Annotated in this window: 29 protein-coding genes; 5 read left to right on the top strand and 24 right to left on the bottom strand. The window is 62.2% G+C overall.

The annotated features are described in order from the left end of the window. Positions 1-37 precede the first annotated feature (37 nt). The 24 genes from tatB to B3H47_RS15065 form a co-directional block, all read right to left on the bottom strand. On the bottom strand, positions 38-526 hold the full coding sequence (tatB, locus tag B3H47_RS15180) for a Sec-independent protein translocase protein TatB (RefSeq protein ID WP_013105163.1): 489 nt from the start codon (positions 524-526) through the stop codon (positions 38-40). Positions 527-652: 126 nt separating this feature from the next. Beyond that, the gene (gene tatA / locus B3H47_RS15175) at positions 653-895 is read right to left on the bottom strand and encodes a Sec-independent protein translocase subunit TatA (protein WP_013105162.1); all 243 of its coding nucleotides are present in this window, start codon (positions 893-895) and stop codon (positions 653-655) included. A gap of 25 nt (positions 896-920) precedes the next feature. After that, on the bottom strand, positions 921-1,271 hold the full coding sequence (locus B3H47_RS15170; protein WP_013105161.1) for a histidine triad nucleotide-binding protein: 351 nt from the start codon (positions 1,269-1,271) through the stop codon (positions 921-923). A gap of 29 nt (positions 1,272-1,300) precedes the next feature. Continuing rightward, the gene (locus B3H47_RS15165; RefSeq protein WP_156053198.1) at positions 1,301-1,669 is read right to left on the bottom strand and encodes a DUF4870 family protein; all 369 of its coding nucleotides are present in this window, start codon (positions 1,667-1,669) and stop codon (positions 1,301-1,303) included. A gap of 10 nt (positions 1,670-1,679) precedes the next feature. Further along, positions 1,680-2,435 (bottom strand): bifunctional phosphoribosyl-AMP cyclohydrolase/phosphoribosyl-ATP diphosphatase HisIE, encoded by a 756-nt coding sequence (gene hisIE / locus B3H47_RS15160; protein ID WP_286987906.1) that lies wholly within the window; start codon positions 2,433-2,435, stop codon positions 1,680-1,682. Positions 2,436-2,482: 47 nt separating this feature from the next. Then, positions 2,483-3,256, bottom strand: coding sequence for an imidazole glycerol phosphate synthase subunit HisF (gene hisF / locus B3H47_RS15155; protein ID WP_286987887.1), 774 nt, complete (start codon positions 3,254-3,256; stop codon positions 2,483-2,485). 32 nt (positions 3,257-3,288) lie between these two features. After that, the gene (gene hisA, locus B3H47_RS15150) at positions 3,289-4,023 is read right to left on the bottom strand and encodes a 1-(5-phosphoribosyl)-5-[(5-phosphoribosylamino)methylideneamino]imidazole-4-carboxamide isomerase (RefSeq protein WP_013105158.1); all 735 of its coding nucleotides are present in this window, start codon (positions 4,021-4,023) and stop codon (positions 3,289-3,291) included. A gap of 90 nt (positions 4,024-4,113) precedes the next feature. Beyond that, the gene (gene hisH, locus B3H47_RS15145) at positions 4,114-4,773 is read right to left on the bottom strand and encodes an imidazole glycerol phosphate synthase subunit HisH (protein WP_286730915.1); all 660 of its coding nucleotides are present in this window, start codon (positions 4,771-4,773) and stop codon (positions 4,114-4,116) included. A gap of 79 nt (positions 4,774-4,852) precedes the next feature. Next, on the bottom strand, positions 4,853-5,440 hold the full coding sequence (hisB, locus tag B3H47_RS15140; RefSeq protein WP_013105156.1) for an imidazoleglycerol-phosphate dehydratase HisB: 588 nt from the start codon (positions 5,438-5,440) through the stop codon (positions 4,853-4,855). Between the two features lie 58 nt (positions 5,441-5,498). Beyond that, positions 5,499-6,584, bottom strand: a complete 1,086-nt coding sequence (gene hisC / locus B3H47_RS15135; protein WP_286987886.1) for a histidinol-phosphate transaminase — start codon at positions 6,582-6,584, stop codon at positions 5,499-5,501. A 12-nt stretch (positions 6,585-6,596) separates the two neighbouring features. Then, positions 6,597-7,934: a histidinol dehydrogenase gene (gene hisD / locus B3H47_RS15130; protein ID WP_286987884.1), complete on the bottom strand. Its 1,338-nt coding sequence runs from the start codon at positions 7,932-7,934 to the stop codon at positions 6,597-6,599. Beyond that, complete coding sequence (gene hisG / locus B3H47_RS15125) at positions 7,931-8,599, bottom strand: ATP phosphoribosyltransferase (RefSeq protein WP_013122583.1); 669 nt, start codon at positions 8,597-8,599, stop codon at positions 7,931-7,933. Before hisG ends, hisD begins: the two co-directional genes overlap by 4 nt. Before the next feature lie 9 nt (positions 8,600-8,608). Then, positions 8,609-9,901, bottom strand: coding sequence for a UDP-N-acetylglucosamine 1-carboxyvinyltransferase (gene murA, locus B3H47_RS15120; protein ID WP_286987881.1), 1,293 nt, complete (start codon positions 9,899-9,901; stop codon positions 8,609-8,611). Between the two features lie 71 nt (positions 9,902-9,972). Further along, positions 9,973-10,224 (bottom strand): BolA family protein, encoded by a 252-nt coding sequence (locus B3H47_RS15115; RefSeq protein WP_276727690.1) that lies wholly within the window; start codon positions 10,222-10,224, stop codon positions 9,973-9,975. 5 nt (positions 10,225-10,229) lie between these two features. Next, positions 10,230-10,985: an ABC transporter permease gene (locus tag B3H47_RS15110; protein ID WP_286730919.1), complete on the bottom strand. Its 756-nt coding sequence runs from the start codon at positions 10,983-10,985 to the stop codon at positions 10,230-10,232. Next, entirely contained in the window at positions 10,982-11,881 is a 900-nt protein-coding gene (locus B3H47_RS15105) for an ABC transporter ATP-binding protein (RefSeq protein ID WP_286987879.1), read from the bottom strand. Before B3H47_RS15105 ends, B3H47_RS15110 begins: the two co-directional genes overlap by 4 nt. Positions 11,882-11,943: 62 nt before the next feature. Continuing rightward, the gene (locus tag B3H47_RS15100) at positions 11,944-12,234 is read right to left on the bottom strand and encodes an STAS domain-containing protein (RefSeq protein ID WP_276708027.1); all 291 of its coding nucleotides are present in this window, start codon (positions 12,232-12,234) and stop codon (positions 11,944-11,946) included. Positions 12,235-12,247: 13 nt separating this feature from the next. After that, positions 12,248-12,880, bottom strand: coding sequence for an MlaC/ttg2D family ABC transporter substrate-binding protein (locus B3H47_RS15095; protein WP_013105147.1), 633 nt, complete (start codon positions 12,878-12,880; stop codon positions 12,248-12,250). Between the two features lie 72 nt (positions 12,881-12,952). Beyond that, a complete protein-coding gene (locus B3H47_RS15090; protein WP_286987876.1) occupies positions 12,953-13,789 on the bottom strand; it encodes an MlaA family lipoprotein in 837 nt (278 codons plus the stop codon). Further along, complete coding sequence (gene mlaD, locus B3H47_RS15085) at positions 13,786-14,262, bottom strand: outer membrane lipid asymmetry maintenance protein MlaD (RefSeq protein ID WP_013105145.1); 477 nt, start codon at positions 14,260-14,262, stop codon at positions 13,786-13,788. Before mlaD ends, B3H47_RS15090 begins: the two co-directional genes overlap by 4 nt. Before the next feature lie 27 nt (positions 14,263-14,289). After that, positions 14,290-15,075: a lipid asymmetry maintenance ABC transporter permease subunit MlaE gene (mlaE, locus tag B3H47_RS15080; RefSeq protein ID WP_286730924.1), complete on the bottom strand. Its 786-nt coding sequence runs from the start codon at positions 15,073-15,075 to the stop codon at positions 14,290-14,292. Beyond that, a complete protein-coding gene (locus B3H47_RS15075) occupies positions 15,072-15,905 on the bottom strand; it encodes an ABC transporter ATP-binding protein (protein ID WP_013105143.1) in 834 nt (277 codons plus the stop codon). Before B3H47_RS15075 ends, mlaE begins: the two co-directional genes overlap by 4 nt. Before the next feature lie 98 nt (positions 15,906-16,003). After that, the gene (locus B3H47_RS15070; RefSeq protein WP_286987872.1) at positions 16,004-16,552 is read right to left on the bottom strand and encodes a Crp/Fnr family transcriptional regulator; all 549 of its coding nucleotides are present in this window, start codon (positions 16,550-16,552) and stop codon (positions 16,004-16,006) included. Positions 16,553-16,615: 63 nt separating this feature from the next. Beyond that, positions 16,616-18,319 (bottom strand): IS1634 family transposase, encoded by a 1,704-nt coding sequence (locus B3H47_RS15065; RefSeq protein WP_156053002.1) that lies wholly within the window; start codon positions 18,317-18,319, stop codon positions 16,616-16,618. A gap of 473 nt (positions 18,320-18,792) precedes the next feature. On the opposite strand from B3H47_RS15065, the gene B3H47_RS15060 reads away from it, so the two are divergent. The 5 genes from B3H47_RS15060 to B3H47_RS15040 form a co-directional block, all read left to right on the top strand. Then, on the top strand, positions 18,793-20,748 hold the full coding sequence (locus B3H47_RS15060; protein WP_286987870.1) for an AMP-dependent synthetase/ligase: 1,956 nt from the start codon (positions 18,793-18,795) through the stop codon (positions 20,746-20,748). 88 nt (positions 20,749-20,836) lie between these two features. Then, positions 20,837-21,610, top strand: a complete 774-nt coding sequence (locus B3H47_RS15055) for an ABC transporter ATP-binding protein (RefSeq protein WP_286987904.1) — start codon at positions 20,837-20,839, stop codon at positions 21,608-21,610. Positions 21,611-21,616: 6 nt separating this feature from the next. Next, a complete protein-coding gene (locus B3H47_RS15050; RefSeq protein WP_013105139.1) occupies positions 21,617-22,513 on the top strand; it encodes a branched-chain amino acid ABC transporter permease in 897 nt (298 codons plus the stop codon). Between the two features lie 14 nt (positions 22,514-22,527). Beyond that, positions 22,528-23,592 carry a branched-chain amino acid ABC transporter permease gene (locus B3H47_RS15045; protein WP_286987869.1) on the top strand — a complete coding sequence of 355 codons (1,065 nt, stop codon included), beginning with the start codon at positions 22,528-22,530 and terminating at the stop codon, positions 23,590-23,592. 64 nt (positions 23,593-23,656) lie between these two features. Continuing rightward, positions 23,657-24,843 (top strand): ABC transporter substrate-binding protein (locus B3H47_RS15040; protein WP_286987867.1); only part of this gene is annotated, 1,187 nt, incomplete at its 3' end.

Raw genomic sequence — 24,843 nt, 5'->3', positions numbered from 1 at the left:
AAGGGGCGCCGCATCGGCACACTGATCACCACGGAGATCAGCGTTTGACGCGGTAACGCGCCATGCGCGCCGCACCCGACAAGGCCTGGGTGCGCACGCGCGCCTGCCGCCGGTACCACTGCGGAACCGTATTGCCCGAGAGTTTTTTGCGTTTCTTGGTCGGATAGTCCGGGCTGGGCAGACTGGGGGACGAAAAACCATCGGCCATGGAAGGCTCGGCCTCGCCGCTCAGACCCGCCGTGGCTTCCTTCCAGGCATCGTCAAAGCTGCCCTGAACCTCGGCCACGTTGTCGCTCACCGACTTTTTCATATCCTGCGCTGCGGTCTCAAGGGACGATTTCACGTTGCGCAGCTCTTCAAGATCGATTTGGCGATTGACCTCGGCTTTCACTTCAGCCAAGTAGCGCTGCGCGCGGCCCAGCAAATTGCCCGCAGTGCGAGCCACGCGCGGCAGCTTCTCCGGCCCGAGTACAACTAGGGCCACCACGCCGATCAGGCCGATTTCGGACATTCCGATGTCAAACATGGGCGGTCAGTGGGAGCAATGGCTCAGCAGGCAAGCCGAGCAGGAAAAGAGATACAAAAGAGATACAAAAAAATCGGGGCAAGACAAAAAACCGGCATCGCTGCCGGCTCGCGGTGAGGGCCAATTTCAGGAAGACGACTTCTCTTTGGCCTGCACGTCAATGGCTTCCTTCTTGGCGCTGGCTTCGGCGGCAAGCTGCTTGTCGGCCTCGGCGGGTTTGTCATCTGCGCTGGCATCGCGCATGCCGTCCTTGAAGCCTTTCACCGCAGAACCGAGGTCGGAACCCATGTTCTTCAGCTTCTTGGTGCCGAACACCATCATCACAATCACCAGCACGATCAGCCAGTGCCAAATGCTAAATGAGCCCATGATTTACTCCTTCGCCGCAAAAAAATTAAGGGGCCTGTTTTTTCCACGGACGGGGACCGCCCATAACGTGCAAGTGCAGGTGAAACACTTCCTGCCCTCCATTCTGGCCGGTGTTGATGACGGTACGAAACCCGTCATCACAACCCTGCTCACGCGCCAGTCGGGGTACAAGCTGCAACATTTTACCGAGTAAAGCCTGATGCTCCGTACCCACATCGAACAAAGACGATAGATGCAGTCGGGGAATGATCAGGAAATGGACGGGCGCCGCCGGGTGAATGTCGTGAAATGCGACCACATCCTCGTCCTGGTACAACACTTTGGCGGGAAGTTCACCCGCGGCAATTTTGCAGAAAATGCATTGGGAATCAGTCATGGCGCGACGGCAACAGCGAGGGAAAAGATTCAGAGAGAAGGACGCACCTGCTTGCGCTCGGTGAGTTTGAGCCAGCCTTTGACCACACGGTAAATGGTCCAGAAATACACCACGGCAAGCACCAGAAACCCCAGGCCGAAAACCCAGATCAGGGCAAAGCCGATCACCGACCAGAACAGTGCCCACCAGAAGGTGCGAATCTGCCAGCGCAGATGATTCTCCACCCAGGTGCCGCGGGCGTCATCGAGCTTCACATAGTCGATGATTACGCCGATGACCGCCGTGATACCCCAGAAAAAACTTAGCGCCTGCAACACATAGACGACCAGCGCAATCGTTTTGAGACCCTCGACGTCTTGAGGGCCGGGTTGATCGATGAGGGTTCTTGGATCGTTCATGGCGCCGAGCTCAGGGGTTGACCGCGCGCGCGGCGAACTCGACCAGACCCGACCTACCTTCCCGGCGCTCCAGTTCGGCAAGCACTTGCTGCGGCGTGAGGCCATGCTGGGCCAGGGCGATCAGGCTGTGGAACCACAGGTCGGCGGTCTCGTACAGAATTTTCTCCGCCTCGCCATCCTTGGCCGCCATGACGAGCTCGGTAGCTTCTTCGCCGATTTTTTTCAGAATGGCGTCTTCACCCTTGTGAAACAGCCGCGCCACATAAGACGCGCTCGGGTCGGCCCCTTTGCGGCTGACGATAGTGGCGTAAACGCGCGCGAGCGCCGCGCTGGAATCGGCGGCCCCGGCCGCGTCAACCTGGCCATGCGCGGACGCGCCGTCATAGATCTGTGCCGGGTCTTTCAGTACCGGATCAGCCACCTTCCAATGGCCGTGATCGAGGCTGTTGAAAAAACAGGACTCGCGCCCGGTGTGGCAGGCAATGCCGCCCGCCTGCTCCACTTGCAGCAGCACCACGTCGCCGTCGCAATCGAGGCGGATATCGCGCACGGTCTGCACATGGCCGGACTCTTCGCCCTTGTGCCACAGCTTGTGGCGCGAGCGCGACCAATACACCGCTTCACCGCGTTGGTGCGTCAGTTGCAGCGCCTCGCGGTTCATCCAGGCGAACATGAGCACGCGGCCGGTGTGCGCGTCTTGCGCGATGGCGGGCACGAGCCCGCGGGCATCCCATTTGACTTGATCAAGCCAGTTCATGGAATGGATTTTAGGCGTTCCACCCCCGCCCTGGCCCAGCAGTTTGCGCAGGACGCTCACAGCGCCAGATCGGGCCGCATGGCGATGCCGCGCCCTGCCAGATGTTGCTTGGCCTGTCCCACCGTGTATTCGCCATAGTGGAAGATGCTGGCGGCGAGCACGGCGTCGGCGTGGCCTTCGAGAAACCCCGCGGCCAGATGGTCGAGATTGCCCACGCCGCCCGAGGCGATGACGGGCACGCTCACCGCGTCTGACACGGCGCGGGTGAGCGCCAGATCGAAGCCGATCTTGGTGCCGTCGCGGTCCATGCTGGTGAGCAGGATTTCGCCGGCCCCGGCGCGCACCATGTCCACCGCCCACTGCACGGCGTCGAGCCCGGTCGCCTTGCGGCCGCCGTGGGTGTAGACCTCCCAGCCCTCGCCGTCGGCGCGGCGCTTGGCGTCGATGGCCACGACGATGCATTGCGCGCCATATTTGGCCGAGGCATCGGCGATGACTTGCGGGTTGGCCACTGCGGCGGAGTTGAAGCTGACCTTGTCGGCCCCGGCGTTGAGCAGGCGGCGCACGTCGTCTACGGTGCGCACGCCGCCGCCCACGGTGAGCGGAATGAAGACCTGCGACGCGACCGCCTCGATCTGGTGCAGCAGCAGATCGCGGGCGTCGCTGGTGGCGGTGATGTCGAGAAAGGTGAGTTCGTCCGCGCCCTGGGCGTTGTAGCGGGCGGCGATTTCCACCGGATCGCCGGCATCGCGCAGTCCGACGAAGTTGACGCCTTTGACCACGCGGCCGCCGTTCACGTCGAGACAGGGGATGATGCGTTTGAACAGCATGATGGGTACGCCTAGAGTCGCGTCAGGCCGCGTCAGCGGCTGGTGACGTAGCGTTGGGCGGCGGCGAAATCGAGCGTGCCGGTGTAGATGGAGCGGCCGCAGATTACGCCTTCGACGCCGCTGCTTTCCACCGCGCAGAGCTTTTCGATGTCGTCCATGCCTGAGAGGCCGCCGGAGGCGATGACCGGCACGTCGAGCACTTCGGCCAGTCGCACGGTGGCCTCGATATTGATGCCGGTGAGCATGCCGTCGCGGCCGATGTCGGTGTAGATCACGCCTTCGATGCCATAGTCTTGGAACTTGCGTGCCAGATCGGCGACTTCGTGGCCGGTGAGTTTGCTCCAGCCATCGGTGGCGACTTTGCCGTCGCGGGCATCGAGGCCGACGATGATGTGCCCGCCAAAGGCGCTGCAGGCATCACGCAGGAAGCCGGGGCTTTTCACCGCGGCCGTGCCGATGATGACAAAGCTCAGGCCTTGGTCGAGATAGGCCTCGATGGTGTCAAGATCGCGGATGCCGCCGCCGAGCTGCACTGGAATCTCATCGCCCACCTCGTCGAGAATCGCGGCAATGGCCTCGGCATTGCGCGGCTTGCCAGCGAAGGCGCCGTTGAGATCGACCAGATGCAGGCGTTCAGCGCCCTGGTCGATCCAGTGCCGGGCCATGGCGGCAGGATCTTTGGAGAACACCGTGGCGCCTTGCATTTCACCTTGTTCGAGGCGAACGCACTGGCCGTCCTTGAGGTCGATTGCCGGAATGAGCAGCATGATGTCAGGGCAGTGGAAAAGAGTTCAGAGATCAGAACTGGAAGGTCAGAACAGGAAACAAAACAGGAAACTCGGCATCACCGATCGCACTCAGGGCGACCAGTGTAGAAAATTGCGATACAGCATCAGCCCCGCGTCGGCGCTTTTTTCGGGGTGAAACTGGGTGGCGAAAAGATTGTCGCGCGCCACCGCGCTGGCAAACCGCACGCCATACTCGGTTTCGCCCGCACTGTGGCTGCCGTCTTGCGGCGCGGCATAAAAACTGTGCACGAAGTAGAACGCCGCGCCATCAGGCACCTGCGCCCATAGCGGATGCAGCGCCCCACGCGCATCGCGACCCTGCCACACCGCGTTCCAGCCCATATGCGGCACTTTGTAGCGGCTGCCATCGGGCTGCAACTGGCCGTCGAGCTCGAAGCGCTGCACCCGGCCGGGAATCAGGCCGAGACCATCGACATGACCTTCGGTGCTGTGATCGAGCAGCATCTGCATGCCTACGCAGACGCCGAACAGCGGTTTGCTGGCTGCCGCTTGCAACACGGCCTCTTGAAGGCCGGACTCGCGCAGCTCGCGCATACAGTCGGGCATGGCGCCCTGGCCGGGCAGCACTACGCGGTCGGCTGCGCGCACCACGGCGGGGTCGGAGGTCACGACCACGTCGAACTCGGAACCTGCGGCAACATGCGCCACGGCTTGCGACACCGAGCGCAGATTGCCCATGCCATAGTCCACAACGGCAACGCGTTTCATCGATTCAGGAAAGGAGGCGGTTTGACTTCAGGGAACAGCGCGAAAGACAGAAAGACAAGAGCGGACCTGTAATGCCAATTTACAGCGAACCTTTGGTCGAGGGAATCACCTCGCCCATGCGAGGATCGCGCTCGGCGGCCGCCCGTAGGGCGCGACCGAAAGCCTTGAACACGGTTTCGCACTGGTGATGAGCGTTGTCGCCGCGCAGATTGTCGACATGCACGGTGATGGCGGCGTGGTTGACCAACCCCTGAAAGAACTCGTGGGCCAGATCGACGTCGAATTCACCAATCATCGCACGGGTGAACGGCACATGCCATTCCAGACCGGGGCGGCCTGAAAAATCGATGACCACGCGGCTCAGGGCTTCATCGAGCGGCACATAGGCATGGCCATAACGGCGGATGCCCTTCTTGTCGCCGATGGCCCGCGCCAGCGCCTGGCCCAGCGTGATGCCCACATCTTCGACCGTGTGATGCGCGTCGATATGCAAATCGCCCTTGGCCTGGATGTCGAGGTCGATCAGCCCGTGCCGGGCGATCTGGTCGAGCATGTGATCAAAGAAGCCCACACCGGTGGACAGTTTGGAGACGCCGGTGCCGTCGAGGTTGAGGGACACGGTGATTTGCGTCTCGGCGGTGTTGCGGGAAACCTGGGCAGTGCGCATGGGAAAGTGGCGTCAAAAACGGCGGTCAATACGGCGGTCAATAGGCGCAATCCTAACGTCAGCGCGACGCCGCCGTCTGCTGCGCAACGGCGTCGTAAGCGTTCAGCAAGGCTTCGCACTGCTGCGGGGTGCCGATGGTGATGCGCAGAAAGTCGGCAATGCGCTGCGGGCGGGCGAATTGCCGCACCAGAATGCGCTGCTCGCGCAACTGCGCCGCCAGGCTTGCGCCCTCGTGTGCGGGGTGGCGCGCGAACACGAAATTCGCCTGCGAAGGCAGCACCTCGAACCCACGCGCGCGCAGGCCGTCGCTCAACGCCTCACGGCTGGCTTGAATGCGTGCGCTGGTCTGCGCCAGCCAGGCGGCATCTGACAGGGCGGCTGTGGCACCAGCGAGCGCTAGACGATCGAGGGGATAGGAATTGAAGCTGTCTTTCACCCGACTGAGTGCATCGATCAGATCGGGGTGGCCCAGCGCATAGCCCACGCGCAAGCCGGCCAGCGCCCAGGCCTTGGACAGGGTACGAATCACCAGCAATTGCGGATAGCGGTCAATCAAGGGTGCAGCGGTCTGCGCGCCGAAATCGACATACGCCTCATCGACCACCACCACGGAATCGGGATTGCCCACCAGCAGACGTTCCACTTCCGCCAGGGGCAGCGCCATACCGGTTGGGGCATTGGGATTGGGAAAGATGATGCCGCCATTCGGCCCGGCCTGCAGATAGTCATCGACCGCAATCGAGAAGTCGGCACGCAGCGCCATCTCGCGAGTCTCGATGTCATACAGGCGGGCGTAGACGGGGTAGAAGCTGTAGGAAATGTCGGGATGCAACAACGGCGCCGGATGACGCAGCAAGGCCATGAAGGCATGGGCCAGCACTTCGTCCGAGCCGTTGCCGACGAAGACCTGCTCGGCCTTCAGTCCGTGATGGTGTGCAATCGCGGCCTTGAGCCCGGTGGCCTGCGGATCTGGGTACAGACGCAAATCGCCCGTGGTCTGTGCCGCAATAGCCTGCAGCACCTTGTCGCTGGGCGGATAGGGGCATTCGTTGGTGTTGAGTTTGATCAGCCCATCGATGCGCGGCTGTTCGCCCGGCACATAAGGGGTCAGACCGTGAACGACTTCGCTCCAGAATCGACTCATGGCATTTCCGTTTCAGCGCAGCCGCATTTCGGCGGCGCGGGCGTGCGCGGTCAGGCGTTCGCCGTGGGCCAGCACGCTGGCGATACGGCCGAGTTGCTGCGCGCCCTCGGCGCTGACCTCGATGATGCTGGAGCGCTTGATGAAGTCGTACACCCCCAGCGGCGAGGAGAACCGGGCCGTGCCCGAAGTGGGCAAGACATGGTTGGGCCCGGCGCAGTAGTCGCCGAGCGACTCGGAGGTGTAGGCGCCGAGAAACAGCGCGCCAGCGTGCTTGAGCGCGGGCACATATTGATGCGGGTTCTGCGCGGAAATCTCCAGGTGCTCCGGCGCGATGCGGTTGGCCAGCTCACAGGCCTGCGCCATGTCGCGCACGCGGATAAGCGCGCCGCGGCCGTTCAGCGAGGCGGTGATGATGTCTCTGCGCGGCATGTCGGGCAGCAGCCGGTGGATGGCCTCGGCCACGGCGTCGATATAGGCCGAATCGGGACAGAGCAGGATGCTCTGCGCCAGTTCGTCATGCTCGGCCTGGCTGAACAGATCCATCGCCACCCAGTCGGGCGGCGTGCTGCCGTCGGCGAGCACCAGAATCTCGGACGGCCCGGCGATCATGTCAATGCCGCAAACGCCGAACACCCGCCGCTTGGCCGCAGCCACATAGGCGTTGCCAGGGCCGACGATCTTGTCCACTGCGGGCACGGTGGCCGTGCCGTAAGCCAGCGCGCCCACCGCCTGCGCCCCGCCGATGGCGAAGGCGCGGCTCACGCCGGCCACGGCCGCTGCGGCCAGCACCAGCGGATTGCGCTCGCCGCCCGGCGTGGGCACGACCATGATGATCTCTTGCACACCCGCCACATGCGCCGGAATGGCGTTCATCAGCACCGAAGAGGGATAGGCCGCCTTGCCTCCCGGCACATAGATGCCCACGCGGTCGAGAGGCGTGACCTTCTGGCCGAGCAGCGTGCCGTCTTCGTCGCGGTACTCCCAGCTCTGGCCGACTTGCTGCAACTGGCGCTCGTGGTAGCGGCGCACCCGGATGGCGGCCGCCTCCAGCGCGCTGCGCTGCTCCGCGGTGATGGCGGCAAGCGCGGCCTGCAACTCGGCCTGGCTGATTTCGAGCGCGGCCATGTCGGGCGCGTCGAGGCGGTCGAACTTGCGGGTGAAATCGAGCACGGCGGCATCACCGCGCTGTTGCACGTCGCGCAGGATGTCGGCCGCGCGGGCATCGATCTCGGCGTTTTCATCGGCCATGCGGGCGAACAGGGCGCGGTATTGCGTCTCGAAATCGGGGCCGGTGGCGTCTAGCCGCCGCAGTTGCAGGGCATGGACCGGAGCATTGAGCGGGGCGTTCATGCGGCGGCCTCCTCGGTGGTTTGCGCGGCTTGGCGCAGTTGGTCGATCAGAGGTTTGAGCAAAGCCGTGCGGGTTTTGAGCGCGGCCTGGTTGACGATGAGACGTGCGGAAATGTCCATGATGTGTTCCACCTCGATCAGGCCGTTGGCCTTGAGCGTGCCCCCGGTAGAAACCAGATCGACGATGGCGTCGGCCAGGCCGGTGAGCGGCGCCAGTTCCATCGAACCGTAGAGCTTGACCAGATCGACGTGCACGCCCTTGGTGGCGAAGTGCTCGCGCGCCATGTGCAGGTATTTGGTGGCCACCCGCAGACGCGCGCCCTGTTTGACCTGACCTGCATAGTCGAAATCATGCCGCACCGCCACGCTCAGGCGGCAGCGGGCAATGCCCAGATCGACCGGCAGATACAAGCCGTCCGCCCCGCTGCCGGCGAAGTATTCGCGCAGCACGTCCAGCCCGGCCACGCCGATGTCGGCACCGCCGTAGCGCACATAGGTGGGCACATCGCTGGCCCGCACCAGCACCACGCGCACATCGGGCCGATTGGTCGGCAGGATGAGTTTGCGCGTGGACTCGGGATCGCCCGACACCGTGATGCCCGCCCGCGCCAGCATGGGCAGGGTGTCTTCGAAAATTCGTCCCTTGGACAGTGCGAGGGTCAGCATGTCGGTTCCTTACTTGCCGCTGATGCGGTCGCTGATACGTTCGATCTGCGCGCCCAGGCCGCGCAGCTTGACCTCCATGGCGTCATAGCCGCGGTCGAGGTGATAGATGCGGTCGATCACGGTTTCGCCTTCAGCCGCTAGCGCCGCCACCACCAGGCCGGCCGAGGCGCGAAGGTCGGTCGCCATGACGGTGGCGCCAGAGAGCTGCGGCACGCCATGCACCACGCAGGTGTGACCGTCGATATCGATCTGCGCACCCAGCCGCATGAGCTCCTGCACATGCATGAAGCGATTCTCGAAAATGGTCTCGGTCATGCGCGCAGCGCCTTCTGCCAAGCAGTTGACCGCCATGAACTGCGCCTGCATATCGGTGGCAAAACCGGGGTATTCGGTCGTGCGCACCGAGACGGCGCGCGGACGACCGCCGGGCAGCGCATCGGCCCGCAGGCGAATCCAATCGGCGCCGGTGGCGATCTGGGCTCCGGCTTCGCGAAGCTTGTCGAGCAAGGCGTCCTGGTGTGCAGGCTCGGCTGCCTGCACCGTCACATCGCCGCGCGCGGCCAATGCGGCGCACAGAAAAGTGCCGACTTCGATGCGGTCGGGAATGATGCGGTGCGACGCGCCGTGCAAAGCGTCCACGCCCTGAATACGAATCTGCGAGGTGCCGTCGCCGCGGATCTGCGCGCCCATGGCACGAAGCAGGTTGGCGAGATCGACAATCTCGGGCTCGCGCGCCGCGTTGTCGATCAGGGTCTCGCCCTCGGCCAGCGTGGCGGCCATCATCAGGTTTTCGGTGCCCGTCACGGTGACCATGTCGGTGGTGATGCGCGCGCCGCGCAATCGGCCGGAAGGCGTCGCCACGCGGGCCACGATATAGCCATGTTCCACCGCGATGTCCGCCCCCAGCGCCTGCAAGCCCTTGATGTGCTGATCGACCGGGCGTGCGCCGATGGCGCAGCCTCCAGGCAGGCTCACCCGCGCCTGACCGAATCGCGCCAGCAAGGGGCCGAGCACCAGCACCGAGGCGCGCATGGTCTTGACCAGTTCATACGATGCCTCGTAGTGATTCACCGCTGCGGCACTGAGGCGGATCTGCCCGCCGTCCTGTTCGACCTGAGCGCCCAGGCTGCGCAGCAGCTTGGCCAGGGTGCGCACATCCATGAGTTGCGGCGCGTTGCTCAACTGCACCGTCTCGGCGGTGAGCAACGCGGCGGCGATCAGCGGCAGCGCGGCGTTCTTCGCCCCGCTGGCCTGCACCACGCCTTGCAGCGTGCGCTGCCCGGTGATTCTGAGTTTGTCCATGATGACCTTCAGCTAGGCAGTCTTGCGCTACCCAGCAGCACGCGTCGTCGCGTGCGAAAAAAGACGGGATTTTAGGCGTTCGGTAATGCCGCGAATTCCTGCGGGGTGAGCGTTTTCATGGACAGCGCGTGAATTTCCGCGCGCATGCGCTCGCCGAGTGCGCCGTAGACCAGTTGATGCCGCTGCACCCGGTTGCGCCCCTCGAAAGCCGCGCTGACGATGGTGGCGTAAAAATGCTGGCCGTCGCCTTCGACGTGCAGATGGCTGCATTCCAGCCCCGCAGCGATGTAGCGGTGGAGGTCTTGGGGGGTGGGCAAAGACATGGGGTTCAGTTCCGAAGTTTGGTGCCGCGCATCAGCATGGCCAGGGCGATGCCGCCGCAAAGCAGGTTACCCAGCAGCGCCGCCAGCAGACTGACCCAGGGCGAGACATCGCCCGAGCCGAAAAAACCATAGCGGAAGCCGTCGATCAGATAGAAAAACGGGTTGAGGTGCGAGGCCAGTTTCCAGAAACCCGGCAGGCTGTGAACCGAGTAGAACACGCCCGAGAGAAACGTCGCGGGGGTGATGATGAAGTTCTGGAAGGCGGCCATCTGATCGAACTTCTCCGCCCAGATACCGGCAATCAGGCCGAGCGCGCCCAGCATGCTCGCCCCCAGAATGGCAAAAATAAGAATCCATAGCGGATACACAAAGGTCAGCGGCACGAACCACATCGTCACCAGCAATACCCCGGCGCCGACCATCAGCCCCCGCAGCACCGAAGCGCCCACGTAGGCCACGAACAGTTCCCAGGGTTTGAGCGGCGACAGCAGCACGAACACCAGATTGCCAGTGATCTTGGACTGGATGAGCGAAGACGAGGTGTTGGCGAACGCGTTCTGCAACACGCTCATCATCATCAGACCGGGGATGAGGAAGGCGGTGTACGGCACATGCCCAAACACCTGCAGGTGCGCCGTGAAGGCGTGGGAGAAAATCAACAGATAGAGCAGCGCCGTGACCACGGGGGCCGCCACAGTCTGGAAGCCCACTTTGATAAAGCGCTGCAGTTCCTTCTGCAGCAGGGTGTACAGCCCGGTCATCGCGCGGCTCCGATCAATTCGAGAAACACGTCTTCGAGGTCGGCGCGGCGCAGTTCCAGTTCATCGATCTCACAGCCCGCCTGGCGCAGCGCGGCGAGCTTGGCCTCTACATCCTGCGCGCCCCGTACCGCCAGCGCGACGCGCCCGCCCTGCTCGGCGCCCAGCCCCTCGGGCAAGCGCCCCTGAAGCAGGCGGAAGTACAGCACAGACGACGCAAACCGCTGCAGCAGCGCCTCGGTGCGATCGAGCGCGACCACCTTGCCGCCCTTGATCACCGCGATGCGTTTGCACAGTGCTTCGGCTTCTTCGAGATAGTGCGTGGTGAGCAGCACGGTATGGCCTTCGGCGTTGAGCCGGGCGATGAACTCCCACAGCGACTGCCTCAGCTCGACATCGACTCCCGCCGTGGGCTCGTCGAGCACGATGACCTGCGGCCGGTGCACCAGCGCCTGCGCCACCATCACGCGGCGTTTCATGCCGCCGGACAAAGCTCGCATGTTCTTGTCGGCCTGCGCGGCGAGTCCGAGGTTGTGCAGCAATTCGTCGATCCACGGATCGTTCTGCCTGAAGCCGAAATAGCCCGATTGAATGCGCAGCACTTGGCGCACGGTGAAAAAAGGGTCGAACACCAGTTCCTGCGGGACGACGCCCAGCAGACGGCGGGCCGCAGCGGCGTCGCGCTGCACATCAAAGCCGGCCACTCGCACATGACCCGAAGTCGGGCGCGTGAGGCCGGCCAGCATGCTGATGAGCGTGGTTTTGCCCGCGCCGTTGGGGCCGAGCAGACCGAAGAACTCGCCGTCGGCGATGTCGAGCGCGACGTCATCGACGGCCAGGTTCTGGCCGTACTGCTTGACGACGCGATCAAAGGAAACAGCAGGAGGATTTGAGGACATGGGCGATGAACAGCGCCCGCGCAGACCGGGCGCGACGCGCCGCTCCGCTCGGGCGAGAAAAATCAGGGATGCTCGGCTGCCGGGCCGAACAGAAACTCAAGCCCGTAAGCCTGCGCCAGATCACGTAATCGGGCAGGAATGGCCTTTACCTCTAGGGCTTGCTGAGGGGCTACACGGCGCAATTCGAGCAAGAGGGCCAGCGCGGCGGAGTCGAAGGTGTGCAAGGCGCCCGCATCGACCACCCAAGGCGTTGACTGCGCACCCGAAGCCTCACCGAAGGCCGCCAGCGCTTGGCGCCGCACGGCCGAGGCGGTATCGAGGGTCAGGTCGGCGGGCAGGGCGTAAACCGGCATGGTGCAATCCAGATCAGCCCTTGGCCTGGGCGAGGTTCTGGTTTTTTTCCTTCAGCGTGGCGATCAGGCCATCGATGCCTTTTTGCCCGATCTCCTGGGCGAAAACGCTGCGATAGTTATCCACCAGCCAGATGCCCATGACGTTGACATCGGTGATCTTCCAGCCAGCCGGGGTGTTCTCCAGGCGGTAGTCGAGTTGCAGCGGTTCGCCGTTGTTGATCACGCGGGTACGCACCGTCACATCCTGCGCATTCGCGGGTTCACGGTAGGGCAGCAGCTTGACCTTCTGATCCTTGATCTGCTTGACGGCGCCGGCGTAGGTATAGACCAGCAGTTGTTTGAACTGCTGCTCCAGCGCGGTGCGCTGTGCCGGAGTGGCTTCGCGCCAGTAGCGCCCCACGGCGCTCTGGGTGATTTTCTGGAAGTCCACATTGGGCAGGATTTTCTGCTCCACGAACTGCATGACCACCTCGGGATTACCCGAGCGTAGTTTTGGATCCTGCTGCACATCGCGAATGATCTCGTTCGACATGGTCTCGATCAATTGCGGCGGCGAGAGTGTGTCTGCGGCCTGAGCGAGCACCGGAACCCCGGCCAGCATCACCGCAGAGGACAGGGATAAAGCCATGAAGTGGCGTCGAAGCATGGGAGGTTCTCCAGTTCTTGTGTTGTGTCGATTAACGCGCGGCCGCCCCTGAGGATGACAGCGGCAGTCGGTTCAGTGCGAGGGGGCGTCTGGCTTGGCGTCTGTCTTGGCACCCGAGTTCGCCGCACTGGCCGCGGCAGTTGGCGTCGGGGAGGCAAAACTCATTAGGCCCCCGTTCGCGTCGTCGTAGCTGTACTTGGCCAGCGGATTAGGCTCGCCCAGATCGATGATGGGCCGGTCGCGCACCTCTTCAACCTGGGATTTGCGGCGCTGTTCGTAGGCGCTGCGTGTAAAGACGTAGGGATCGAGCGCAATCTGGTCGAACAGATTGGAGGCGCTCAACAGATTGGCGCGGGTATTCACCAGATTGAGCGCCAGCGCGCCGTAGCTGGCGCTGGGCGGGCTGATCTGCGCCGTTGGGCCATAAGCGAGAAACACCCCGGTGCCAGCGGCGTCGCGCACCGTGCTCGGTCCGTAGAACGGCAGCACCACATACGGCCCGGAACCCACGCCCCAGCGCGCCAGCGTGAGCCCGAAGTCGTTGGGATGTTTGTAAATGCCCATCTCGGTAGCGATGTCGAGGGTGCCAAACAGACCGAACACCGAGTTGACCCCCACGCGCATGAAGGTACTCAAACCATCGTGCACATTGCCCTGCAGAAAGTCATTGGTCATCGACCACACATCGCCAAAATTGCCGAAGAAATTGGTCACACCGTGGCGAATCGGCGTGGGCGTGACGGCTTTATAGCCGGTGGCAACTGGCTTGAGCACGGCCTTGTCGACCTTGTCATTGATGGTGAACATCGCCCGGTTGTAAGGCTCTAGCGGGTCTTGCGGGTTGTGCGTGGCACAGCCGCCCAGGGCAGCCAGCGCCAGCAGCGGAATGAATCGCGCCATCGGTTTCATTTGCCGTCTCCCGCCCCGCTCGAAGCGGCTTTGTTGTAGAGGAATTGACCGATCAGATTTTCGAGCACCACGGCCGACTGGGTATTGCGAATCACTGAGCCGTTGGCCAGATTCTTTTCACTGCCGCCGGGGCTGAAATCAATGTATTGATCGCCCAGCAAACCGGCTGTCAGAATCTTGGCCGAGGTATCCACCGGGAATTTGAAACGCTGATCGATGGCCATGTGCACATCGGCCTGGAAGGTCTGATTGTCAAAGGTGATGGACGTCACCCGCCCCACGACCACGCCCGCGCTCTTCACCGGCGCGTCTGCCTTGAGGCCGCCGATATTGTCAAACCGGGCCGTCACCGTATAGGTCGGCCCCCAGTTGATCTGCAGCAGATTGCCCGCCTTGAGCGCCAGAAACAGCAAGGCGGCAGCTCCCAGCACAACGAGTATGCCCACCCACAGATCGATTTTTCGTTGATTCATTTGCGACAACTCCAGGGCCTCATGCCCTCAGGTGCTGAACATCATGGCGGTCAGCACAAAGTCCAGTGCCAGTACCGCCAGCGAAGCAATGACCACGGTGCGCGTGGTGGCCCGCGACACGCCCTCGGGCGTCGGCTGACTGCGCCAGCCTTGCAACAGTGCGACGAAGGTGACGGCCAGGCCGAACACCACGCTTTTGATCACCCCATTACCCACATCCTTGAACACATCGACGCCACTTTGCATCTGCGACCAGAACTGCCCGGCATCGACGCCGATCATCACCACGCCAACCACATAGCCGCCCATGATGCCCACCGCGCTGAACACAGCCGCCAGCAGGGGCATGACAATCACACCGGCCCAGAACCGCGGAGCAAGCACGCGCACCACCGGATCGACGGCCATCATCTCCATCGCCGCAATCTGCTCGCCGGCCTTCATCAGACCGATTTCGGCAGTCAGCGAGGTGCCCGCGCGACCGGCGAACAGCAAGGCCGTGACGACGGGCCCGAGCTCGCGCACCAGCGACAGCGCCACCAGCACCCCCAGCGCGCTCGACGAACCGTAACGCGACAAGGTGTAGTAACCCTGCAGCCCGAGCACGAAGCCGACGAACAGACCCGACACCGCAATGATGACCAGCGACAGATTGCCGAGAAAATACATCTGCTGAATCAGCAGGCTGGGACGCATGAACACCCGGCCGACCAGCAAAATCAGCCGCGCGAACAACCGCGCCGCATAACCCAGGCTGGACAGCAGTTGCCGTGTGCCGGCGCCGATGGAAACCAGTCTGTCGGCCAGCGTCATGCCCGCTCCTTGCGCACGCTGTCAGGCCGCAAAAAATCATCGCCAATCGCCGCAGCCGGGTAATGAAAATGCACCGGGCCGTCGGGCTCGCCGCGCACGAACTGATGCACCAGGGGATCGGTGCTCTCGCGCATCTGCTGCGGCGTGCCGTGCGCGATCAAGCTACCGTTGCCCAGGATGTAAACATAATCGGCGATGTCGAAAGTCACCTCGACATCGTGCGACACCACAATGCTGCTCAGGCCCAGCGCGTCGTTGAGGCTGCGGATCAACCGCGCCGAAATCCCCAGCGAAATGGGGTCGAGCCCGGCAAACGGCTCGTCATACATCACCAGCGCCGGATCGAGCGCAATGGCCCGCGCCATCGCCACCCGTCGCGCCATCCCGCCCGAAAGCTCTGCGGGATAAAGATCGCGCGCTCCACGCAGCCCGACGGCGTTGAGCTTCATCAGCACCAGATCGCGAATCATCGAATCCGGCAAATCCGTGTGCTCGCGCAAGGGAAACGCCACGTTGTCGAACACGCTCATATCGGTAAACAGGGCGCCGAACTGAAACAACATGCCCATGCGCCGCCGCATGGCGAAAATCTGATCCTGCGACGCACCGGCCAGGTCTTGTCCCTCGAACCGCACCGAACCCCGCTGGGGCCTGACCTGCCCGCCGATCAGCCGCAGCAGCGTGGTCTTCCCCCCGCCCGATGCGCCCATCACCGCGACCACCTGACCCCGCTGAATGGTCATGTCGATGTGACGCAGAATCGGCCGCTCGCCATACCCAAAATCGAGCGCGTCGATCTGGACAATGGGCCGAGCAAAAGTGTCTTGCATGTTTGGAGGGAGGTTGGGCAGGAAAGACGTGCGAGACAATTCAGTCTTCTCTTCGGAAAATGCCCCGCACCGCAGGGCAACTGGCGCATTCTAAGGACTTACCCTAGACCTCGCAGAACCGATGCTTCGCCCTCGGCCCCGTCGGATTCGTATGCCCGCAGCGCATTGAGATCGGGCACTTCAATTCCGCCATAGCGTAGCTGCAGTAATCCCAGACTGCAGAGATGACTCAACGCCTTGTTCACCCGTTGACGCGATAGACCGCAGAGATATCCAAGCTCTTCCTGAGAGATACGCAGCCACCTATCCACGCCGGGATAAAGGATGGGATGAAACATAGCGGCAACCGTACGGGCAACCCGTTCATCTGCGCCTGAAAGTCGGTCAATTTGGAGTTGGCCTATGAACTGCCCGAGCCGCTCGTTGAGTTGGTTGACGATGACCCGATTGAACTCGAGACTACGGTCCAACAGCCAGAAAAAGCACTCGGCCGGCAACAGGCCTATATGGCTATTGCGCAACGCAATGACGTCATAGCGCCAATGCTCGCCTTTTAGCAGAGTGCCCTCACCAAACCATCCGCCCGGCGCCACGCCCGTGTAAGTCAGAGATTTCCCGCTGACCGAGACCGAGGAAATCTTGACCACCGGAGTTCGACAGTTACGCTCGTAAGTCCGCGATATCGTTAGGGTGAGCGTCGAAACGTGCCCCTACAGGAGTGCGAGTTGGTCGTCGATCGAGGGTTTCGGGAGCTTGAGTCCTTGAAGGATGGCGTGGTCGGCGTCGCTGAGCGAGGACGTGCCGTCGCGGCGCTCGCCGCCGAGGTGAACCTGGTGGTACTGGATGCGCCGCAGTTGCTCCAGGGCACGTTCGGGTGACAGCTTGGAGTCGGCATCCTTGAGGCGCATGCGCATGACGCGGTACAGCACCAGGGCGATGAAGCAGATCAGCGCATGGGCACGGATGCGATCGGGCAGGCGGTGGAACACCGGGGCGATCTCGATCTCGGATTTGAGGATCTTGAAGCCGCGCTCGATGTCGGCCAGGCTCTTGTAGCGCCGCAGCACCTCGAGCGCCGACAACTCGGGCACATTGGTCACCAACAGCAGCTTGCCGTCGTTGAGCTCGGCACGGGCCAGCGCCTTGTCGTCGATAGCGTAGGTGAACAGGTCCGATTGCAGATCGACCTTGATGATCGAACCCAGGTGCGCCTCGGAGACCGAGCGGAACAACCAGGCCTTGGCACCGGAGTCGCTCAAGCGCCGGCCTCTGAAGGCGGTGCCGCCTTCTTGCGCATCGAGCTTGCCAGCGCGCCGCTGGGCCTCCTGCGTGAGCTCTTCGATATGCTGGCGGCGCGCTGCGGTTTGTTCCTGGGCGCGGCGTGGATCGTGGGCCCAGACCAGGCGCATGTCCTGCCAGCGGGTCTCGCCGAGGACCTCGCGGTTGGCCGTTGCGCAGCGCTGCGCGTGGATCGGCTCCAGAATCTCCGCGAACTCCGCATAACGCCGCCCCGGCACGGCCAGGATGAACTCCAGGGGCTGCTCGGTGCCGCCCACGCGTTGCTCGCGCAGCCACTCCAGATTGTCCAGGCTGAGCAGCCCGCGATCGGCCACCAGCACCACGCGCTTGACCGGGTACAGCGCCAGAACCTCCTGGACCACGGCGCTGAGCGTGGGTGCCTCGGCCGTGTTCCCTTCCCAGACCCGATGCGTCAGCGGCAGTCCCTCGGCCGTCTGCACCACCCCGAGCATGAACTGGCGACGAATCCCCCCGTCCTTGGACATGCCGAACTGGCGCAGGTCGCCGGCCAACTCGGTCTCGCCCTCCACGCCGATGGTGGTCATGTCGTAGAACACCACGGACAGGTCCTGGTCGATCAGCGGGCGCAGCAACCCGGCCAACGCCGCTTGCACGCGGTCCTGGTGCGCGACCAGCGCGTCCATCGCCCGCAGCAACTGCTGGTGGGTCACGGCCTTGGGCGCAAAGCGCGGCAGCGCCACCGTCTGCAGCCAGCGCAGCACCCCGAGCTTGGACGTCGGATCGCACAGGCGGTTGAGCACCATCAGGCGCACCAGCGCCTCGACGTCGATGCGGCTGCGCGTTCGACCAAAAACCCGCCGCAGTTCACCGAACCCCAGTTCGTCCCAAAGCTCAGTCAGCACCCACACATCGCCCAGGGCGCGGCTGGACTCAAACCTCACGTCGGCCACGGTCGCCACCGCCCCGGCGTCTGGGGGCGTGTCGCCCCGAAGTCGTTGCAGGCCGCGGATCACGCTCTCAAGCTGGCCGCCGGCTTGGTCGGCGCGCCCCAGGGTGGCCACCGTGCGTTTCTTCACCCGTCCGCTCTCATCCCGATAAGACTCGACGAGCTGGATGTAGCGGCGGCCGCCGGAGGTGGTGACTTTGATGAACATGCCGCCACAATATATCAAGCCATTCACAAATGGCAAGCGGCCTCACCATGTGGAAAAACGTGCCACCACAGGCACTTTGCGAAAAACAGCGCTAACCCCTTGTTCTGTCAAACCCAGGGTAGGCGTTTTCAGTCAATTTTTGGCTCAAGCTGTCGAACTCCGGTGACCAGCCCGTCCAGCACACCTACCCAGTACCGCGCTTCATCGCCACGGTGACAAATCATCGCACCCGCATCAACATTTTGCCGATGCAAGGAGCCACGCACCCGCTCTCGCTCGTGCTCGGTCAGGACATGCATCCATGCGCACGACCTTTCACTCTCCGTGTAATCCCTAGTCATTTTCTGGATGAATTGTCAGCTGGAAGACAAATGTGCACCAAACAACTGCATACACTCCGTTTCAAAATGTAATTTCACCTGGGTTTTTGTCATTCGGTTGTAACCGTCTACCCGGTAGCCAAAGGAGGAGACATGGAGTATGCGCATTCCACTGGAAGGACATTCCCCCAGCTTCTTTGCGAGCAGGCCAGAATCCGTCCCAAGGGAATCGCGTGGCGCGAAAAGGAGTTGGGCATCTGGCAGGAAACCACCTGGGATCGGGCACTCGACTGGGTACAGCAGCTTGCAGGTGGTCTTGCCAAATTGGGGGTCAGCCGAGGCGACCATATTGCAATCATCGGCGAGAACCGGCCGCGCCTTTATGCCACCATGCTGGCCGCTCAATGTTTGGGCGCAATCCCCGCACCGCTTTACCAAGACGCCGTCGCAGCCGAGTTGGTCTACCCACTGCAAATCGCCGAGGTGAAACTCGCGGTGGCGGAGAACGAGGAGCAGGTCGACAAGCTGCTGGACATCCGCGATCAGCTTCCATTTCTGCAGCACATTCTTTATCACGATCCGCGCGGGCTCAGAAAGGCCGAGGCGGCCTGTCTCCTCAGTCTTGATCAGATTGAAACCGAGGGCACTGACTGGTGGACTCGGCATTCTGGCGGCTTCGATGCCGTCGTGCAGTCCATCGAGACAGACGACGTGGCTGCACTCTTCTTCACTTCTGGCACCACCGGCAAACCCAAAGGGGTTGTGCACACGCACGGTAGTTTGATCGACCGCGCTCGTGCCGGTGCTGCCTTTGACCGACTTGGGCCACAGGAAGAGGTACTCGCCTACCTGCCACCGGCTTGGATCGGACAGAACATCTTTTCCTACGCCCAGCATCTGGTCTGCGGATACACGGTGAACTGCCCGGAATCGCCTTCGACCGTGGCGATTGACCTGCACGAAATCGGCCCGACTTATTACTTTGCCCCGCCCCGGGTATTCGAAGCGCTGCTCACCGACGTGCGCGTGCGCATGGACGATGCCGCAACCCCCAAGCGCCGCTTGTTCGACGCCAGTCTGGCCATCGCCCAAAGGGTGCACGCGGCGAAAGACAACGGCAAACCGCCCCGCAAGCTTGATCTCTTGTTGTTGCCCATAGCCGACCTATTGATGCTGGCGCCGCTGCGCAACGTGCTGGGAATGAGCCGAATCCGCGTGGCCTATACCGCGGGAGAGGCAATCGGGCCGGAACTATTCCGTTTCTATCGGTCTATTGGCATCAACCTCAAACAGCTCTATGGCTCCACTGAAACCGCCGTCTTCGTCTGCATGCAACCCGATAACGGCGTGCGCAGCGACAGCGTCGGACTTCCAGCGCCGGGCGTGGAACTGCGGGTCGCTGAGCACGGAGAAATTCTGCTTCGCAGCGCTGGTCTGCTGCGCGAGTACTACAAGAACCCGGAGGCCACTTCCGAAGTGCTCGATGCAGACGGTTGGTACCACACCGGAGACGCCGGTTGGCTGGAACCGGACGGTCAGCTGCGCATTATCGATCGCGCCAAGGATGTGTCGGAACTCTCGGGCGGAGCGTTGTTTGCCCCCAAACTGATTGAAAACAGACTGAAGTTTTTCCCGGCGATCAAAGAGGCGGTGGCCTTTGGGGCAGGACGCGACCATGTGGTCGCAATGATCAATATCGACTTTCCAGCGGTTGGGAGTTGGGCCGAAAAGTTCGGTCTGCCGTACACCGGTTACGCCGATCTTTCAGGCAAGTCAGAAGTCGCCGATCTCGTGGCTGAATGCGTAGCCAAGGTCAACGCCGATCTTGCCGCAGACCCACACACGGCCGTATTGCAGATCCACCGCTTTGCCGTACTCCACAAGGAGCTCGATCCGGACGACGACGAACTCACACGGACTCGAAAGGTACGCCGCCGTTTTGTGGCAGAAAAATACGGCAGTCTTGTCGCTGCGTTGTATGACCCCGCTCAGACCCATCACCATCTGAGCGTGCAGGTGCGCTTTGACGATGGCCGCACGGGCACCGTTCAGTCTGACTTGAGACTGCGCAATGCCCAGGTTTACCCGACACTGCGCTCGGCTGCCTGATCTCGTGAGACCCACCATGGCCGCCCTGCTCGACACCGCATCAGCCTTCACACAACCTTCGTCGGCGCAAGCGCTCGCCGCACCCCAAATGCCGGTGTTGCGGCTGGAAGATATCCACCTGCGATTCGGTGGCATCAAGGCGCTGCAGAGTATCGGCTTCGATGTTCAGCCAGGCGAAATCCGGGCGATCATCGGACCCAACGGCGCCGGAAAGAGTTCGCTGCTCAATGTGATCAATGGCGTCTATCAGCCCCAGCAGGGACGCTTGACTTTTGCCGGCCAAACGCTGGGTTTGATGCGCCCCGTTCTCGCGGCTAAATTAGGCATTGCACGTACCTTCCAAAATCTGGCGCTGTTCTCGGGCATGAGCGTGCTCGACAACATCATGGCGGGCCGCAATCTGCACATGCGCTGCGGCCTGCTCTCTCAGGCTTTGCGGCTCAGACCAGCCGTGCGCGAGGAGGTCACGCACCGCTTGGTGGTCGAACGAATCATCGATTTCCTCGAAATCCAGGCTTGGCGCAAAGTGCCTGTGGGACGTCTGCCCTACGGTCTGCAGAAACGGGTAGATCTGGGCCGCGCCTTGGCGATGGAGCCCAAGCTACTACTGCTCGATGAGCCTATGGCCGGCATGAATCTGGAAGAAAAGGAAGACATGAGCCGCTTCATCCTCGAGGCGCGCGAGGAGTTCGGCACCACGATCGTATTGATCGAACACGACATGGGGGTGGTGATGGATCTGTCAGACCGAGTCGTTGTGCTGGACTATGGCCGCCAGATTGCCGATGACACCCCTGATGCGGTACGCGCGAACCCGGAAGTGATCCGCGCCTACCTCGGATGCGCCACACAGGAAGGGTGAGAAGCCATGGGATTTTTCATCGAAACCATCATCGCCGGCCTCATGTCCGGCGTGCTCTACGCCCTGATCGCGCTGGGCTTCGTGTTGATCTACAAAGCCTCCGGGGTGTTCAACTTTGCCCAGGGTGCAATGGTGCTATTCGCCGCGCTGGCCATGGCGCGACTCCAGGAACACATGCCCTGGCCGCTGGCCTTTCTGCTGGCTTTCGCCATCATGGTGGTGCTTGCCTGGTTGATTGAAAGGCTGGTGCTACGCCATTTGATCAATCAGGAAGGCGTCACCTTGTTGATGGCGACCCTTGGCGTGGCTTACTTCCTCGAAGGGCTGGGACAAATGGTCTGGGGTGACGACATTTACCCCATTGATCTCGGCATGCCCAAGCAGCCCACCATCATGTTGGAGTCATTGATACCGGGCGGCATCCTGGTGAGCAACGAAGACCTCATCGCCGCAGGTTCGGCAGCGGCCCTGGTTGCTCTGCTCACCCTGTTCTTCCAGAAATCGGGCGTTGGTCGGGCATTGCGGGCCGTCGCCGACGACCACCAAGCAGCGCAGTCCATCGGCATCCCGCTGTCACGCATGTGGGTGATTGTGTGGTCCATCGCCGGCTTGGTCGCTTTGGTGACCGGAATGATCTGGGGCTCCAAGCTGGGGGTGCAATTTTCGCTATCGCTTATTGCCCTCAAGGGTCTGCCGGTGGTCATTCTTGGCGGGCTCACCTCGGTGCCAGGAGCTATCGTCGGCGGTCTCATCGTCGGCCTCGGCGAGAAGCTTGCCGAGGTCTACCTCGGCCCATTGCTCGGTGGCGGAATTGAAAGCTGGTTTGCCTACCTGCTTGCCCTACTGGTACTTCTCGCGCGGCCGCAAGGGCTTTTTGGCGAACGCATCATCGACCGCGTTTGATAGGAGGCAACTCGATGCTCTATCGTGAAAATGGCCAGTTCAAGACCCGCTACGTCGATGACGCCCAGATCTTCCCGATCCGTCAGGATCGCTTGTTCATCGGCGCCGTGTTGTTGATCGCCTTTGTCGCCGTGCCCTTGCTGGGCTCGGATTACCTGCTTCGCGCTTTATTGGTGCCGTTTCTCATACTGGCGCTGGCCGCAATTGGTCTCAATGTATTGGTCGGCTACTGTGGCCAGATTTCGCTTGGCACGGGCGCTTTTATGGCAGTAGGCGCTTACGCGGCCTTCAACTTGATGGTGCGTCTGCCCGGCATGCCGCTACTGATCGCGCTGGTACTGGCCGGACTGATTGCTGCCCTGGCTGGCATGGTGTTCGGTCTACCGAGTTTGCGCATCCGCGGGCTATATCTGGCCGTAGCCACACTGGCCGCGCAGTTCTTTTCCGACTGGGTATTCGCTCATGTGCCGTGGTTGACCAATGGGTCATCATCTGGGTCTGTTACTGCCCCTCAGTTGCAGGTCTTTGGCTTCGTGATTGACAGCCCCATCCGCAAATATCTGTTCTGCCTAGCCATACTGAGCGTTCTCGCCCTACTCGTCAAAAACCTGGTGCGTGGCCGTAAGGGTCGCGAATGGATGGCCACGCGCGACATGGATGTGGCGGCCAGCGTGATCGGAATTTCTCCGGTGCGTGCCAAGTTGTCCGCGTTCGCCGTGAGCAGCTTCATTGTCGGCATCGCGGGCGCACTCTGGGCCTTCGTTCATCTCGGATCCTGGGAGCCTGCCGCGTTCAATATCGATCTCTCGCTCAAGCTGCTGTTCATGATCATCATCGGCGGCCTGGGCTCGGTGATGGGCAGCCTGTTCGGTGCGGCCTTCATCGTGCTGCTCCCCATCTTTCTCAACCGTCTGCCCAGCATTCTCGGGCTGCAAGCGTCCACTAGTTTCGTCTCGCACCTGGAGTTGATGACCTTTGGGGTGTTGATCGTGCTGTTCCTGATCGCTGAGCCGCATGGCATGGCAAGGCTCTGGAGCACGGCCAAGAACAAACTGCGGCTATGGCCTTTTCCGCACTGAGTTTTCCAAGCGGCGTAATCGCCGCGCCTTGCCTGACCTCACCAAAACGATGAAGGAGAACCTCATGAACATGCGAAAAACCCTATTGGGCGCGACCGTCATGGTCGCGCTGGCAGCCTCGCTCGCTGGCCCGCTGGCGCAGGCTGCGGCAAATGAACAGTTCTTCCCAGTGCTTGTCTACCGTACCGGCCCCTACGGCCCGAACGGCGTACCGTGGGCCAACGGGTACGTCGACTATCTCAAAATGATCAACGTACGAGATGGTGGCGTCAATGGCGTAAAGCTCACCTGGGAGGAGTGCGAAACCGCCTACGCAACAGACCGCGGCGTTGAATGCTACGAGCGCCTCAAGGGGAAAGGCCCGACTGGCGCTACCGTAGTGCAACCACTATCCACTGGTGTGACGTTTGCTCTCACGGAAAAAGCCCCCAAGGACAAGATTCCGCTGATCACCGCAGGCTACGGACGGTCTGAATCAGCCGACGGCGCAGTCTTCAAGTGGAACTTCCCGATGCTCGGCACCTATTGGACCGCTGCGGACATCATCGTGCAGGCGCTCATCAAGCGTGAGGGCGGGGCCGGAAAGCTCAAGGGAAAGACGATCGCACTCGTCTATCACGACTCGCCCTATGGGAAAGAACCCATCGCGATGCTTGAGGCCCGCTCCAAGATGCACGGTTTCAAGTTCATCAAGTTGCCGGTCACCCACCCTGGCGTCGAGCAGAAGGCGACTTGGCTGCAGGTCCGTCGGGAACGTCCCGATTATGTGCTGCTGTGGGGATGGGGCGTGATGAATGCAACCGCGCTGAAAGAGGCCGTCGCCACGGCCTATCCACTGGATCGGATGTATGGCGTGTGGTGGTCTGGCGCTGAGCCGGATGTGAAGGATGTTGGCGAATCCGCCAAGGGCTACAACGCGCTTGCCATGCAGTACGGCGCTGGAGTCGGCAAGGTGCAGCAAGACATCTTGAAGTACGTCTATGACAAGAACAACGGCACTGGTGCACGGGATCTGGTCGGCCAAGTGCTCTACAACCGCGGTCTGTATTCCGCCATGCTCGCAGTCGAGGGCGTGCGCCGCTCCCAGGAACAATATGGCAAGAAGCCCATGACTGGGGAGCAGGTGCGCTGGGGCCTGGAGAATCTGAACCTCAACGACGCTGCGCTGAAAAGACTGGGCATTGAAGGGCAGCTTAGACCCCTGCGAACCACCTGCGATGACCACATGGTGCGTATTTCAGCCCATCGTGG

The sequence above is a fragment of the Thiomonas sp. UBA7699 genome, assembly GCF_002482605.1.
GTDB classification, from domain to species: Bacteria; Pseudomonadota; Gammaproteobacteria; order Burkholderiales; family Burkholderiaceae_C; genus Thiomonas; species Thiomonas arsenitoxydans.
The sequence above is the reverse complement of the archived record's forward strand: the minus strand, read 5'-3'. Positions and strand labels throughout refer to the sequence as shown.

Excerpts from the sequence above, each read along its gene's own strand:
- hisH (WP_286730915.1), bottom strand. The coding sequence starts at position 4,773 with ATGAAACGCGTTGCCGTTGTGGACTATGGCATGGGCAATCTGCGCTCG.
- hisB (WP_013105156.1), bottom strand. The coding sequence starts at position 5,440 with ATGCGCACTGCCCAGGTTTCCCGCAACACCGCCGAGACGCAAATCACC.
- B3H47_RS15045 (WP_286987869.1), top strand. The coding sequence starts at position 22,528 with ATGCTCTATCGTGAAAATGGCCAGTTCAAGACCCGCTACGTCGATGAC.
- tatA (WP_013105162.1), bottom strand. The coding sequence starts at position 895 with ATGGGCTCATTTAGCATTTGGCACTGGCTGATCGTGCTGGTGATTGTG.
- B3H47_RS15165 (WP_156053198.1), bottom strand. The coding sequence starts at position 1,669 with ATGAACGATCCAAGAACCCTCATCGATCAACCCGGCCCTCAAGACGTC.
- B3H47_RS15090 (WP_286987876.1), bottom strand. The coding sequence starts at position 13,789 with ATGAAACCGATGGCGCGATTCATTCCGCTGCTGGCGCTGGCTGCCCTG.
- B3H47_RS15105 (WP_286987879.1), bottom strand. The coding sequence starts at position 11,881 with ATGTCCTCAAATCCTCCTGCTGTTTCCTTTGATCGCGTCGTCAAGCAG.
- mlaE (WP_286730924.1), bottom strand. The coding sequence starts at position 15,075 with ATGACGCTGGCCGACAGACTGGTTTCCATCGGCGCCGGCACACGGCAA.
- hisD (WP_286987884.1), bottom strand. The coding sequence starts at position 7,934 with ATGAACGCCCCGCTCAATGCTCCGGTCCATGCCCTGCAACTGCGGCGG.
- B3H47_RS15115 (WP_276727690.1), bottom strand. The coding sequence starts at position 10,224 with ATGTCTTTGCCCACCCCCCAAGACCTCCACCGCTACATCGCTGCGGGG.
- B3H47_RS15170 (WP_013105161.1), bottom strand. The coding sequence starts at position 1,271 with ATGACTGATTCCCAATGCATTTTCTGCAAAATTGCCGCGGGTGAACTT.
- hisG (WP_013122583.1), bottom strand. The coding sequence starts at position 8,599 with ATGCTGACCCTCGCACTGTCCAAGGGACGAATTTTCGAAGACACCCTG.
- B3H47_RS15110 (WP_286730919.1), bottom strand. The coding sequence starts at position 10,985 with ATGACCGGGCTGTACACCCTGCTGCAGAAGGAACTGCAGCGCTTTATC.
- hisA (WP_013105158.1), bottom strand. The coding sequence starts at position 4,023 with ATGCTGCTCATTCCGGCAATCGACCTCAAGGACGGCCAGTGCGTTCGC.
- B3H47_RS15050 (WP_013105139.1), top strand. The coding sequence starts at position 21,617 with ATGGGATTTTTCATCGAAACCATCATCGCCGGCCTCATGTCCGGCGTG.
- B3H47_RS15075 (WP_013105143.1), bottom strand. The coding sequence starts at position 15,905 with ATGCAAGACACTTTTGCTCGGCCCATTGTCCAGATCGACGCGCTCGAT.
- B3H47_RS15060 (WP_286987870.1), top strand. The coding sequence starts at position 18,793 with ATGGAGTATGCGCATTCCACTGGAAGGACATTCCCCCAGCTTCTTTGC.
- B3H47_RS15055 (WP_286987904.1), top strand. The coding sequence starts at position 20,837 with ATGCCGGTGTTGCGGCTGGAAGATATCCACCTGCGATTCGGTGGCATC.
- B3H47_RS15100 (WP_276708027.1), bottom strand. The coding sequence starts at position 12,234 with ATGCCGGTTTACGCCCTGCCCGCCGACCTGACCCTCGATACCGCCTCG.
- B3H47_RS15095 (WP_013105147.1), bottom strand. The coding sequence starts at position 12,880 with ATGCTTCGACGCCACTTCATGGCTTTATCCCTGTCCTCTGCGGTGATG.
- tatB (WP_013105163.1), bottom strand. The coding sequence starts at position 526 with ATGTTTGACATCGGAATGTCCGAAATCGGCCTGATCGGCGTGGTGGCC.
- B3H47_RS15065 (WP_156053002.1), bottom strand. The coding sequence starts at position 18,319 with ATGTTCATCAAAGTCACCACCTCCGGCGGCCGCCGCTACATCCAGCTC.
- hisF (WP_286987887.1), bottom strand. The coding sequence starts at position 3,256 with ATGCTGTTCAAACGCATCATCCCCTGTCTCGACGTGAACGGCGGCCGC.
- murA (WP_286987881.1), bottom strand. The coding sequence starts at position 9,901 with ATGGACAAACTCAGAATCACCGGGCAGCGCACGCTGCAAGGCGTGGTG.
- hisC (WP_286987886.1), bottom strand. The coding sequence starts at position 6,584 with ATGAGTCGATTCTGGAGCGAAGTCGTTCACGGTCTGACCCCTTATGTG.
- mlaD (WP_013105145.1), bottom strand. The coding sequence starts at position 14,262 with ATGAATCAACGAAAAATCGATCTGTGGGTGGGCATACTCGTTGTGCTG.